Annotated in this window: 11 protein-coding genes and 1 pseudogene; 8 read left to right on the top strand and 4 right to left on the bottom strand. The window is 72.4% G+C overall.

What is annotated here, in order from left to right:
- Nucleotides 1–108 precede the first annotated feature (108 nt).
- Entirely contained in the window at nt 109–921 is an 813-nt protein-coding gene (locus G412_RS0124100) for an SDR family NAD(P)-dependent oxidoreductase (RefSeq protein WP_078607315.1), read from the bottom strand.
- A gap of 104 nt (nt 922–1,025) precedes the next feature.
- On the opposite strand from G412_RS0124100, the gene G412_RS0124095 reads away from it, so the two are divergent.
- The gene (locus G412_RS0124095; RefSeq protein ID WP_028814331.1) at nt 1,026–2,471 is read left to right on the top strand and encodes an alkaline phosphatase PhoX; all 1,446 of its coding nucleotides are present in this window, start codon (nt 1,026–1,028) and stop codon (nt 2,469–2,471) included.
- Here G412_RS0124095 and G412_RS35735 read toward each other — a convergent pair.
- Complete coding sequence (locus G412_RS35735) at nt 2,437–3,324, bottom strand: serine/threonine-protein kinase (RefSeq protein WP_051338570.1); 888 nt, start codon at nt 3,322–3,324, stop codon at nt 2,437–2,439. The genes G412_RS0124095 and G412_RS35735 overlap by 35 nt on opposite strands.
- Before the next feature lie 758 nt (nt 3,325–4,082).
- Between G412_RS35735 and G412_RS0124085 the strand changes: the two genes are divergently transcribed.
- The gene (locus G412_RS0124085; RefSeq protein WP_028814330.1) at nt 4,083–4,310 is read left to right on the top strand and encodes a hypothetical protein; all 228 of its coding nucleotides are present in this window, start codon (nt 4,083–4,085) and stop codon (nt 4,308–4,310) included.
- A 19-nt stretch (nt 4,311–4,329) separates the two neighbouring features.
- Here G412_RS0124085 and G412_RS0124080 read toward each other — a convergent pair whose 3' ends face one another.
- Entirely contained in the window at nt 4,330–5,559 is a 1,230-nt protein-coding gene (locus G412_RS0124080; protein ID WP_028814329.1) for a TerD family protein, read from the bottom strand.
- 155 nt (nt 5,560–5,714) lie between these two features.
- Nucleotides 5,715–6,524, bottom strand: a complete 810-nt coding sequence (locus tag G412_RS0124075) for an NAD-dependent epimerase/dehydratase family protein (protein WP_028814328.1) — start codon at nt 6,522–6,524, stop codon at nt 5,715–5,717.
- A 285-nt stretch (nt 6,525–6,809) separates the two neighbouring features.
- Here G412_RS0124075 and G412_RS0124070 point away from each other — a divergent pair, with 285 nt between their 5' ends.
- The 6 genes and pseudogenes from G412_RS0124070 (at nt 6,810) to G412_RS0124045 (ending at nt 13,027) form a co-directional block, all read left to right on the top strand.
- Nucleotides 6,810–7,751 (top strand): 5-dehydro-4-deoxyglucarate dehydratase, encoded by a 942-nt coding sequence (locus G412_RS0124070; protein WP_028814327.1) that lies wholly within the window; start codon nt 6,810–6,812, stop codon nt 7,749–7,751.
- Complete coding sequence (locus tag G412_RS0124065) at nt 7,748–8,923, top strand: hypothetical protein (RefSeq protein WP_028814326.1); 1,176 nt, start codon at nt 7,748–7,750, stop codon at nt 8,921–8,923. Before G412_RS0124070 ends, G412_RS0124065 begins: the two co-directional genes overlap by 4 nt.
- 97 nt (nt 8,924–9,020) lie before the next feature.
- Nucleotides 9,021–11,084 carry a penicillin acylase family protein gene (locus tag G412_RS0124060; protein ID WP_028814325.1) on the top strand — a complete coding sequence of 688 codons (2,064 nt, stop codon included), beginning with the start codon at nt 9,021–9,023 and terminating at the stop codon, nt 11,082–11,084.
- Nucleotides 11,081–11,698, top strand: coding sequence for a GNAT family N-acetyltransferase (locus G412_RS0124055; RefSeq protein WP_051338569.1), 618 nt, complete (start codon nt 11,081–11,083; stop codon nt 11,696–11,698). The genes G412_RS0124060 and G412_RS0124055 overlap by 4 nt, the downstream gene beginning before the upstream one ends.
- Before the next feature lie 61 nt (nt 11,699–11,759).
- Nucleotides 11,760–12,360, top strand: a pseudogene (locus G412_RS35730) (TIGR03086 family metal-binding protein).
- 37 nt (nt 12,361–12,397) lie between these two features.
- On the top strand, nt 12,398–13,027 hold the full coding sequence (locus G412_RS0124045) for a TetR/AcrR family transcriptional regulator (protein WP_028814323.1): 630 nt from the start codon (nt 12,398–12,400) through the stop codon (nt 13,025–13,027).
- Nucleotides 13,028–13,034 lie beyond the last annotated feature (7 nt).

Raw genomic sequence — 13,034 nt, 5'->3', positions numbered from 1 at the left:
GGGGAACAGCGCCGCAGGCACCCCCGCACCCACCGCCGCCCCACCCGCCCCGCACTCGCCCCCCGCACCCACCGCGCCCCAACCGCCCTGCACCGCCCCGCACCCCCCTCAAGTACGCAAATACGACGCCCCGTTGAGGTCCAGCACCGCCCCCGACGACCACTCCGCGCCCGGCGACGCCAGCCACACCACCGCGCCCGCGATCTCCTCCGCCGTCGCCACCCGCCCGAACGGGCTCTGCGCCCGGATCGCCTCGCCCTGCGCCCCGCTCAGCCGCTCCGCCACGCGCTCGGTGTCGAAGAACCCCGGCGCCACGGACGCCACCCCGATGCCGTACGGCGCGAGGGACACCGCCAGTGACTGGCCGAGCGCGTGCACCGCCGCCTTCGTCGCCCCGTACGCCGGGTGGTCGGGCTCCCCGCGGAACGCGCCGCGCGAGCCGATGTTGACGATCCGGCCGCCCGTGCCCTGGTCGATCATGCGGCGGGCCGCGAGATGGCTGAGGTTGGCCGTGGCGAGCAGGTTGACGGACACATGGCGCTGCCATACGGCCGCCCACTCGTCGTACGGCGTCTCGGCAAGGGGATGGCGCTCGTTGACGGCCGCGTTGTTCACCAGGACGTCGATGCCGCCGAGCCCCTCCGCCGCCAGGTCCGCGACGGCGGCCGCGCCCGCCGGGGCGGACAGGTCGCCGCCGGCCAGCACATGGCCCGTACCGGGGAGCCCTTCCAGGGTCCGCAGGGCATCCTCGCGCCGCGAGCCGTAGTGGACCGCGACGCGGTCGCCGCCCGCCGCGAAGGCGTGGGCCACGGCGCGCCCGAGACCGCGCGACGCGCCGCTGACGAGGACGCGACGGCCGGCGGGCGGCAGGGGCGGGGGCGAGGTCGGCGGCTGCGACGGCGCGTGCGGGGGCAGGTGCATGACGGTGGCCTCTCGTACGACGGGCACTGTTCAGCCCCCGTTTATACGCGCGCGCGAGCCTGGGCCCGAAAACACGTGCCCCTCAAGGGCCTCAGGAGGTACGAATGACGATCACCCGCAGGGACTTCGCCAGACACTCCGCGTTCACGGGCGCATCGGTCGCGCTCGTCGGCAGCGTCGGCGCGCTGTCCACCGCTCCGGGAGCCCTCGCCGCCGACGACCGGGCCGCCGGGGCAGAGGGCGGCGACGGGGCCGCCGGAAAGGGCGGGCACGGCCCCGGTTACGGGCCGCTCGTACCGGACCCCCACGGCATCCTGGCCCTCCCCGCAGGGTTCTCGTACCGGATCATCACGCGCAGTGGCGTCACCAGGCTGGAGACCGGCGAGTACACCCCGTCCAACCACGACGGCACCGCCGCCTTCGAAGGCCCGCGCGGCACGACGCTCCTCGTCAACAACCATGAACTCAAGGGCGCGCGCTCCAAGTGGAAGCACCCTGTTCCGCTCGTGGCGGGCCTGGTGTACGACCCGGCCGCGTCCGGCGGCTGCACGGTCGTCGAGGTGCACCGCGGCGGCGAGGTCGCCGAGTGGGTCGGCATCGCGGGGACCTCCACGAACTGCGCGGGCGGCAGCACCAGCTGGGGCACCTGGCTGACCTGCGAGGAGAACTCCGACCGGGCCGGCCAGAACGGCATGACCAAGGACCACGGCTACGTCTTCGAGGTCGACCCCTATGACCGCCGTGCCAACCTGAACCCCCAGCCCATCAAGGCCTTCGGCCGCTTCGACCACGAAGCCGTCGTCATCGACCCCAAGCGCGGCCACGCGTACCTCACCGAGGACGACTCGGAGCCCAACGGGCTGCTCTTCCGCTGGGTCCCGCCGCACGGCTTCAAGCACGGCCGTGGGCAGCTCCGCAAGCTCGCCGACGACGCGGGCACCCTCCAGGCCACCAAGTGCTTCGACTCCGGCGGCCGGTTCGTCGACGACCTGTCGCGCGCCACGCGCATCGGCACGGTCTACGGCGTCGACTGGATCGACGTACCCGACCGGGACGGCAGGACGGTCCCGGTGCGCGAGCAGTTCGACGACGGGGACATCACGCGCGCCCGCAAGCTGGAGGGCATGTGGTGGGCCGACGGCGGCGCGTACATCGTCTCGTCGTACGCCCGTGACGAGAGCCCAGGCGAGCCGCACGACGGACAGGTGTGGTTCTACGACCCCAAGCGCCGCACGCTGACGCTCAAGGTGCTGCTCGGTACGGGCGGGCAGCTCGACGGCCCGGACAACATCACCGTCTCGCCGTACGGCGGCCTGGTCCTCGCGGAGGACGGCGAGGGCGGCCAGCACCTCTTCGGCGCCACGGAGAGCGGCCGTACGTACCCCATCGCCCGCAACGAGCTCAATGTGGGCACCGAGGCCGAGCCGGAGTTCAGCGAGTTCGCCGGGGTCGTTTTCTCTCCCGACGGAAAGACGCTCTACGCCAACATCCAGAAGCCGGGCATCATGCTCGCCATCACCGGTCCGTGGCGGCGCCGTCGCCCCCGCTGACCGCGAGGAGCTCGGCCAGGTCGCCCTCGTGCTCGCGGATCAGGTCGGCTACCGGCTCCTGCTCCCACCACGGCACGGAGGCGGCCCGCTCCGCGCACCAGGCGAGGGCCTCCGGCATGCTCGGCCGGTCGGCGGGGGCGGTCGCCAGGCAGGCGGCGAGGAAGCCGGGCCACTCGGCTCCCGGCACGCCGACGAGGTCGGGAGCCGAGTGCAGGGTCCGGTCGGTCACCTGCCCGGCGCTGCCCGACCCGAACGGATTGCGTCCCGTGCTGGACAGGGCCAGGAGCGCGCCCAGCGCGAACACGTCGGCGGGTGTGCCGGCCCGGCTGCCCGGCGTCAGCTCCTCCGGGGCGACGAAGCCGGGGAAGCCGGAGCCGGCGGGGTCGAGGCCGGCGGAGCGGCCGGCGGTGCCGAAGTCGACGATCTTCGGGCCCCGGTGAGTGATCAGGACATGGGCCGGCTTGAGGTCGAGGAGGGCGGGCCCCGCGCCGTGGATCGCGGCAAGGGCCACGGCGAGCGCCGAGCCGAACGTGCCGAGGTCCGCCGGGCCCAGCGGCCCCGCCGTGGTGATGGCCTCCACGAGCGGCGGCCCGGCGCAGAACTCGGCTGCCAGCCAGGGCTGCTGGTCCTCCGTACCGGCGTCGAGCACCGTCGCGGTGAAGGGCCCGCGCACGCGGAGAGCGGCGGCGGCCTCGCGGCGGAAGCGCTCGCGGAATCCCGGTGCGGCGGCCAGGTGCTCATGGACGGTCTTGAGGGCGACCAGCCGTCCGGCGGGGTCCCGTGCCAGATGCACACGGCCCGTACCGCCCTCACCGATCAGCGAGACGATGCGGTACTCCGCGCGCTCGGCCATGCCGTGGTCCCTCCGGTTGTACGCAAATCGTGATCGTGATCGTGATCCAGTGTCCCGGACGCCGTCTGCGACGCGTACGGCGGCCGGGTGGTTGCGGTTCCGGGGAAACTCCTCGCGTTCCGGCTGTTTGTTTTCACAAAATCACGCCGGGCCCGCCGCCGTCGAACTCCGGAGACAGGGCAATGGGTTTCCGGCGGACGGGCAACGGTTGATTTCCAGGCGTCGAGGAACGTCCGTTCGCCTGCCGTCATCGGCTTCGGACCGATGCGGTGCAGGGGCCGGAGCGGCGGGTCAACCCGTCACCGATTTCCCGGATCTCCTCCGGCGCACCCTTTTCCTGCCGCGTTTGCCTCACGAATGCGGAGGAATTCTCCTACGGCTGCGGGGCGCACGGTCCGGGGCTTTTCCTGCCCGGTGCGGGTTTCCTGCCCGGTGCGGCCAATTTCGCTTCGGGACAGGTCCTTTGCGCGACGGGTACGCGTGTTCGTCGTCACCGGCGGCAGCCGCGCCCGGTGACGGGGGCGGAGCGACCGGGAAGTTTCTGGCGAACATTCCGGTCCGTACCGTGAATTTCCCCGGTACCGGGCCGGTCACCCTCCGTTCGCAACGCCTGGTCCGCACCCGTTCCGCGGCCTTGCGGGCCCGGCCTTCCGCAGGGTGGCGTCACCGGGCCCACGGAGGGTCGCCGACCGGCCCCAGGCGAAGTGATCATGGACGGGCATGGCGTGGCGGCCTCGCGGGGCGCATACTCTCAACTAATGACAAAGTCAGCCGGAGCCCGGCGTTACCTGCCGTCCAGTCCCTTCAACGTCCCCGCCGCGGACGCCCCCCCGATCGAGGTTTTCGAGGTGGGCGACCGGGTTTCGCACGATCAGTTCGGACTCGGGAGGGTCATCGCAGTCGAAGGCGAAGCCGCCGTTCTCATCGACTTCGCCGGACGCCAGGGCCGCATCCTGAGCCCCTTCACCAAGCTGACCAAGCTCTAGTCCCTCCGGCGCGCGAGCGCTAGAGGGCCTGGGCTGCCGGCTTGACCATGCCGCGAACGGTGCGACTCTTCACGAAGTCGCCCATCGCGGTCATTTCCCATTCTCCAGAGAACTGCTTGATCAGCTTTGCCATCATCACGCCCGTCTGCGGCTCGGCGCCCGTCAGGTCGAAGCGGACCAGTTCCTCACCGGTCGCCGCGTCCAGCAGACGGCAGTAGGCCTTCGCCACCTCGGTGAACTTCTGCCCCGTGAAGGAGTTCACCGTGAACACCAGGCCCGTCGCCTCCGGGGGGATGCGGCCGAGGTCGACGGTGATCACCTCGTCGTCGCCCGCTCCCTCGCCGGTGAGGTTGTCACCGGAGTGCTTCACCGCGCCGCTCAGGATCGACAGCTTGCCGAAGTAGCAGCTGTCCAGGTGCTTGCGGTTCCCGTCGTAGGCGATGACGGACGCGTCGAGGTCGATGTCCTTGCCCCGGAACGCGGGCTCCCAGCCGAGGCCCATCTTGACCTGGGACAGCAGCGGGCGGCCGCCCTTGACCAGCGAGACCGTCTGGTTCTTCTGGAGGCTGACCCGGCCCTTGTCGAGGTTGATCTTGCCGCTCGCGGCAGGGGCCGCAGGCGGGGCGGCGGGCGCGGCAGCCGGGGCCACAGGGGCGGCGGGGGCGGCCGCGACCCGCGGGTCGGCCACCGGAGGCGCGGGCGGGGCCACGGGGGCCTGAGTGGGCGCGGGAGCGGCCGGGGCGGCGGGCTCCTCCACCGAGACGCCGAAGTCCGTGGCGATGCCGGCCAGCCCGTTGGCGTAACCCTGGCCGACCGCGCGTACCTTCCACGCGCCGTTGCGCAGGTAGATCTCCACGACCACCAGCGCTGTCTCGGAACCGAGCTGCGGCGGGGTGAACGTGGCGATGGCGGCGCCGTCGTCGGCGCTGCGCACCGTGGCGGTGGGCTCGATGCCCTGGAAGGTCTGGCCCGCGGCGTCGGGGCTCGCCGTGATCACGATCTTCTCGATGCCGGGCGGGACGGCCGAGGTGTCCACCACGATCGCGTCGGGGGCGGTGCCGCCGTCGGAGCGGTAGGTGACGCCGGGGCCGGCCGGCTGGTTGTAGAAGATGAAGTCGTCGTCCGAGCGGACCTTGCCGTCGGCGGTGAGCAGCAGGCCCGAAACGTCGAGCCGCACGGGGGCGGCAACGTCCACGGCCACGCGGGCGGTGGGAAGCGGAATGTTCGAGCCGGGCGTCATTGCGGTCATGCCAAAGCTAACGACCGACACGCCTTTGCCGTTCCCTCACCCGTCACCCGTTGCGCGGGTGATTCTTCGCCGCCCGCTCGTTGCCGTGTTTGTACGCCCCTGTCCACCGCGCCCTGACCAGCTTCCCGCCGCCCGACCGCAGGGGCGCGCGATTTTCAGTACGGCCACAGGGGCGGGTTGGTGCAGAACTGCCCGCCCAGGTGCGAGTGGTCGGGGTTGGCCGGGTCGAGTTCGCCGTGTTCCGCGATGAGCTTGTGCGCGTACTGCTCGGAGTCGTCCTGCGGCTCGTACCCGATGGCGCGTGCGGACGTCAGGTCCCACCACAGGCGCGTGTTCGCGGAGGATCCGTAGACGACGGTGTGGCCCACGTCCTCGGCGGTGAGCGCCGCGTGGAAAAGGCGGGCGCCGTCCCCCGGGCTCAGCCAGATCGACAGCATGCGTACCGAGCTGGGCTCCATGAAGCAGGAGCCGATCCGCACCGAGACGGTCTCGACGCCGTGCAGATCCCAGTAGAGCTGCGCCAGGTCTTCACCGAAGGCCTTGGAGAGGCCGTAGAACGTGTCCGGGCGGTGCGGGGTCGCCGCGTGGATCAGCGGGGCGCCCCCGGCGGGGACCGGGGTGAAGCCCACCGCGTGGTTGGACGAGGCGAAGACGATCCGGCCGACGCCCTCCTCGTGGGCCGCCTCGTAGAGGTTGTACGTCCCCTCGATGTTGGAGCGCATGATCTTCTCGAAGGGTGCCTCCAGTGAGATGCCCGCGAGATGGATGACCGCGTCGACCCCGCGCACGGCCTCGCGCAGCGCTTGCTTGTCCGCCAGGTCGGCGGTGATCGCGTCCGGCTCGCCCTCGATGGGGGTGACGTCGAAGAGGCGCAGTTCGTAGCCGTACGCCGGAAGGAGGCCGCGCATCAGGGTGCCGAGGCCTCCGGCGGCGCCGGTCAGCAGGACGGTGCGGGGTACGGGCATCGGCGGATCTCCTCGGGGCGCGGTACGCGGTGACGCGGTGGTCGGCACGGGCCGCAAAGCACAGCCGGTCCACGGACGCATTCGTGGACCGGATTCACATGCGTGGACACGCTAAGGAGTGGCGGCGACCCCGTCAAGTGTCGCGCGGAGGCGTGCGATCCGGGCCCGCACTTGCGTTTCTCGTCTTGACCGGCCCCAGGCGGCTGCCTTAGCGTGACGCCGTTCAGGGATATAGACGCAGATCACAGTTGTGCACGTACGATGGTGCACGCCCAGGGAGCGCCCGTGACCTCAGCCCCGCTCGCCGGCCGACTCGACGGCCTGCTCTTCTTCCCCGTCACCGCGTACGGCCCGGACGCCGGCCTCGACGTCGACGTCTTCCGCGCCCATGTACGCGGAGGCATCGAGGCCGGCGCCGCCGCCGTCTTCGCCTGCTGCGGCACCGGCGAGTTCCACGCCCTGACGCCGGACGAGTTCCGCACCTGCGTGGCCGCCGCCGTGGAAGAGGCGGCCGGCCGCGTTCCCGTCGTCGCCGGAGCCGGCTACGGCACGGGCCTCGCCGTCCAGTACGCGAAGGCCGCCGAGGAAGCGGGCGCCGACGGGCTGCTCGCCATGCCCCCGTACCTCGTCGTCGCCGACCAGGAGGGACTGCTGCGCCACTACACCGAACTGGCCGCCGCCACCTCCCTCGACGTCATCGTCTACCAGCGCGACAACGCCGTCTTCACCCCCGAGACGGTCGTCAGACTCGCGCGCGTGCCCGGCATCGTCGGGCTCAAGGACGGTTACGGCGACCTCGACCTGATGCAGCGCGTCATCGGAGCCGTACGCCGCGACCTGCCGCCCGAACACCCGTTCCGCTATTTCAACGGCCTGCCCACCGCCGAACTCACCGCCCTCGCCTACCGGGGCATCGGCGTCACCCTCTACTCCTCCGCCGTCTTCTGTTTCGCCCCCGACATCGCGCTCGCCTTCCACCGGGCCCTGAACTCCGGCGACGACGACACCGTCAACCGCCTGCTCGACGGCTTCTACGCCCCGCTCGTCGAACTGCGCAACCTCGGCCGCGGATACGCCGTATCGCTCGTCAAGGCAGGGGTACGTCTCGCCGGCCTGGACGTCGGCGAAGTACGGCCGCCGCTCAGCGAACCCGACCCCGTGCACGTCAAGACGCTGGCCGAGCTGATCGAGCGCGGCCGGGCCCTGATCGGCGGTGAGCGCGCGTGAAGGCCGCCGCTTTCCTCTACCCGTGGGACGTCGTCGGGGACCCGGACGCCGCCGCCCGCATCGCTGACCTCGGCGTCCAGCAGGTCACCCTCGCCTCCGCCTACCACTCGACCCGCGCCCTCACCCCGCGCCACCCCCACCACCGCATCGTCACCGCCGGACATGCCGCCGTGCTCTACCCCGTCGACGAGGACCGCTGGTCGGGGCGGAGCCTGCGGCCGTACGCCGCCGGGGACTGGGCGCCGGCCGCCGACCCGTACGGCGAGGCGGCCGAAGCGCTCACGGCCGCCGGGCTCGACGTCCACTCCTGGGTCGTTCTCGCCCACAACTCCCGCCTCGGCGCCGACCGTCCGGACCTCTGCGTCGTCAACGCCTACGGCGACCGGTACCCGTGGGCGCCCTGCATCGCCCAGCCGGTGGTCCGCGCCTACCTCACCGACCTCGCGGCCGAGGCGGCCGTACGTCCCGGCGCGCGCGGCACCGAGCTGGAGTCCTGCGGCTGGTACGGCCTGGCCCATCTCCACGCGCACGACAAGATCGCGGGGGTGGGGCTCGGCGACGCGGCGCAGTACCTGATGTCGCTCTGCTTCTGTCCGGACTGCGGCGCCGGATACGTGGATCTCGGGCTGGACCCCGGAGAGCTGAGGGCGGCGGTGCGGCGCGCTCTGGAGCCCGCCTGGGCACACGGGTCCTCCACCGGCGACGGATGGCCGGCCGTCGGCAAACTCATCGGCGCCGAACTCGCCGCCGCGACGCTCGCGTGGCGCACATGGGCCGCCCGTACGCTCCAGGAATCGGCCGTCGAGGCGGTACGGGCCGCCGCGCCGCCGGGCTTCCAGGTGCTGCTGCACGCCGATCCGTCGGCGTACCACTGCGGGGCCAACGCGGGTGTCGATCCCCGGCACATCCTCACAGTCGCGGACGGTGTGGTGGTGCCGTGCGCGAGTGGCCCCGAGCTGCTCGCGCCCTTCGCGGAGCACCGCCGCCCCGGCGCCGGGACTGTGATCGCCGCCAACTTCGGTGTCGTCTCCGGCATGGGCGGCAGCCCCGGCACCCTCGCCGTGGACGCGGCCCGTGCCGCCAGGCTCGGCGCCACCGAAGTGCGCCTGTACCACGCGGGGCTGGCGTCCGACGCCGACCTCAGGCTCGTGCGCGCTGCCCTGCGGCCGTGAGCGGGCACCTGCCCCCGGTTGGATCCCGGACCCGTCCGTCCACTAGGTTAGGTCAGCCTTACCTAAAACCGTGGCGGAATCCAGATGGGGAAACAACGTGAGCACCGAGGTCTTCCGGGACGCCTGGGGTATCCCCCATCTCCGCGCCGGCAACGCACACGAACTCGCCTTCGCGCAGGGCCGCAACGCCGCCACCGACCGCGCCTGGCAGATCGAGGTCGAGCGGCACCGCTCGCAGGGCACCACAGCCGCCTTCCTCGGCGCCGACGCCGTCGGCTGGGACGTCTTCGCCCGCCGGTCCCGGCTGGACGACACCGCCCGGCGCTGCTTCCGCGCCCTCGACGCGGACACCGCCGCCTGGATCACGTGTTACGTCGACGGGGTCAACGCCGGGCTGGCACAGGGAGCCCGGCGCGCGCCGGAGTTCGCCGCCACCGGGCTGGCCCCGGGGACGTGGGAGCCGTGGACGCCGCTCGGGATCTGGCTGTCCACGCACATCCTCTTCGCCGGCTTCCCCACCAAGCTGTGGCGCGAGGAGGTCGCCCGCAGGCTCGGCGACGAGGCGATCACCCTGTTCGCCACCGACGGCCCCGGCACCTCCGGCAGCAACGGCTGGCTCGTCACCGGCGAGCACACCGCCACCGGTTCGCCGCTGATCGCGGGCGACCCGCACCGGTTCATCGAAGACCCGGGGATCTACCAGCAGGTACGCCTCGCCTGCCCCGAGTTCGACGTCGTCGGCCTAGCCGTCCCCGGCATCCCCGGCATCGCCCACTTCGGCCACACCTCCACCGTGGCGTGGGCGATCACCAACGCCATGGCCGACTACCAGGACCTCTACCGCGAGCGGCTGCGACGCGGCCCCGACGGCGCCGGGATCGAGGCGCTCGGCCCCGACGGCTGGCGTCCCGCCACCGTCCACACCGAGACCGTCGAGGTGGCGGGCGGCGACCCCGTCGAGACCGAGGTCGTCGAGACCGAGCGGGGGCCCGTCATCATCGGCGGCCCCGGTGAAGCCGTGACGGTCAGTCTGCGCTGCCCGACGCGGGTGTACGAGGACCTCGGCTTCGCCGCGCTGCCCGCGCTGCTCAGGGCGCGTACCGTCGCGGACGTGGACCGGGCGTTCGAGCGGTGGGTCGAGCCCGTCAACGTCGTCCAGGCCGCCGACACCGAGGGCGGGCTGCTGCACCGGGTCGCGGGCCGGGTCCCGCTGCGCCACCGGGACAACGGGCTGCGCGTCGTACCCGCCTGGGAGGCGGCGTACGCGTGGCGCGGTGCGGACCGGCCGCTGCCCCGCGCCGATGTCGACGGCGTCGCGGTGATGGCGAACCAGCGGGGCCTGGCCGCACCGCTCGGCGTCGAGTTCGCACCGCCGTACCGGGCGGACCGCATCGGGCAGTTGCTCGGCGGGTCGCAGACGTGGACCGCCGGCGAGATGGCGGGCGTCCACACCGACACGTATCTCGCGTCCGCCCGGCCGCTGCTGGAGTTCATCGCCGGGCTCGGCGGGCTCAGCGCGCCGGGCGCGCGGCTGCGGGAGCGGCTGCTGCGCTGGGACCGCCGGATGGAGGCCGGCAGCACCGACGCCACGGTGTACGCCGCCGTACGGACGGAGGTGGTGCGGCGGATCGCGGCCCACCCGGACCTGGCCGCGCTGACCGAGCCGGTGGCGGACCCGGCGTATCCCGGCGTCTTCCTGCCCTGGCTGGCGCTCACCTCGCGGGTCGCTTTCGCGCTGGAGACCCTGCTGACCACGGAGCTGCTGCCCGGCATCGACAGGCCCGGCATCGTCGCGGCGGCCGTCGAGGCGGTCGCCGCCACGGACCCGGCGCCGGTGCCCTGGGGCGACGTACACCGCCTCGCGCCGTGGCAGGCGCTGCCGTCCGCCCCGCCCGGCGGGTGGCCGGGGGTGGCTGGGGACCACGACTGCGTGCTCTCCACGTCGAGCGTCCCCGGTGTCACCGACCGCTGCGCGCGCGGGCCGGCCGCCCGTTACGTCTGGGACCTCGCGCGGCGCGAGGACAGCCTCTGGGTGGTGCCGCTCGGTGCGTCCGGTGTCCCCGGCGACGCCCACCACCACGATCAACTGCCGCTGTGGCTGCGGGGCGAACTCGTGCCCGTGACCACCGACTGGAACCGCCTGACGAAGGAGTCCCGATGACCGCGACCACAGAGCCCGTGTTCGAAGAGCCCGTGTACGAGCAGAAGATCGAGGGCTTCGGTACGGTGCGCCTCGTCCCCGTGGACCCGGCAGGCGACGCGGGGCTGCTGCACGGGTGGGTCACCGAGGAGCGGGCCCGGTTCTGGGGCATGGGCGACGCGACGCGCGAACAGGTCGAGGAGACCTACGCGCACCTGAACTCCCTCACCACGCACCACGGGTACCTGGCGCTGCGGGACGGTGACCCGGTCGCACTGTTCCAGACGTACGATCCCGAGGCCGACCGTGTCAGCGAGTGCTACGACGCCCGGCCGGGGGACTTCGGGGTGCACATCCTGATAGGCCCCACCGGCGGGGCGGCTCCGGAGCACGGTTTCACCGCGAACCTGCTGGCCGTGCTGATCGGCTTCGTATTCGCGGACCCGCGCAACGAGCGCATCGTGGCGGAGCCGGACGCGCTCAACGACAAGGCGGTGGCGCGGTTGGAGCGGACAGGGTTCAGCATCGGGCCGGAGATCGTGATGCCGGAGGTCGACCTTCCGGAGGTCTTCCTGCCGGAGAAGCGGGCGCGGCTCGCGTTCCTGACGAGGGCGGACTTCTGCGCTCACCGATGAGTTCCAGTCCGTCCGGGGGTCACTACTGCGCAGGCACCGTCCGCTCACCGGAGGCAGCGCCATGACCGCCGAGGACCCCACGTCCCGCATGCTCGACTTCGAACCGGCCACCCGCCAGGTCGCCCAACTGCTCGACGGCGTCACGGACGACCGGCTCTCCGGCCCCACCCCGTGCGAGAAGTACGCCGTGCACCACCTCCTGGCCCACCTCGTCGACCTCACCGCGGCCTTCCGCGACGCGGCGAAGAAGGAGCTGGGACCGACGACCGGCACAGACCCCGGCGCCGCCCTGCCCGTACTCGTCGACGACTGGCGCACCCGCCTCCCGCGGCAGCTCGACGAGCTCGCCGCGGCCTGGCGCAGCCCCGATGCCTGGCAGGGCACGACGCAGGCGGGCGGTGTCACGCTGACCGGCGCGGTCGCGGGACGAGTCGCCCTCAACGAGATCGTCGTGCACGGGTGGGATCTGGCCCGTTCCACCGGCCAGGCGTACACCGTTGACGCCGAGCCTTCAGTCGTCGTACGAGCTGCTGGAGCCGGCGGATGACACCGCGGACGGTGACGGGATCTTCGGGACCCCCGTCGAGGTACCGGAGGGCGCGCCGCTCCTCGACCGGGTCGTCGGGCGCGCGGGACGTGACCCGGCCTGGTCGGCGGAGTAATAGACCGGGCGTTCCAAAACGTGTTAACGTTCATGTCATGGCCCGGCCGAGGAAGTTCGACGAGGAGCGGGCGGTCGACGCCGCGATGGAGGCGTTCTGGACCGCCGGCTACGAGGCGACGTCCACCCAGGACCTGTGCGAGGCCACCGGCCTGGGGCGCAGCAGCATTTACAACACCTTCAAGAGCAAGCACGACCTCTTCGAGCGGGCGCTCGCCCGGTACATGGAGTACAAGAGCGCCGAACTGACCGAGCTGATGGAGAGTGATCTCCCGGTCCGGCAGAAGATCCGCACGCAGTTTCAGCGGGTGATCGACGAGGAGTTCGGGCGCGGACCCGAAGGATCCGAAGGCCGTGAAGGTGTCGCGGGTACGGAGGGCGCCGCCTCGGGCCGTGGCTGCCTCGTCGTCAATACGGCCGTCGAGGTGGCGGCCCGCGACCACGGGATCGCGGGCGACCTGACCCGCGACTACCGGCTGCGCCTCGCGGTGATCCGTGCCGCGATCGAGTCCGGGCAGCGGGACGGCGACATCGCCCGCGACAAGGATCCCACCGCGCTCGCGCACTTCGTCATCGCGACCATCGCCGGCCTCAAGGTCTCGGCGCGCGTCACCCGGCAGCGGTCCGTGCTGGAGATGACCGCGGACGCCGCCCTCGCCGCCCTCTGAGGGCGGG

The sequence above is a fragment of the Streptomyces flavidovirens DSM 40150 genome (assembly GCF_000429085.1).
In the GTDB taxonomy this organism is placed as follows: Bacteria; Actinomycetota; Actinomycetes; order Streptomycetales; family Streptomycetaceae; genus Streptomyces; species Streptomyces flavidovirens.
The sequence above is the reverse complement of the archived record's forward strand: the minus strand, read 5'-3'. Positions and strand labels throughout refer to the sequence as shown.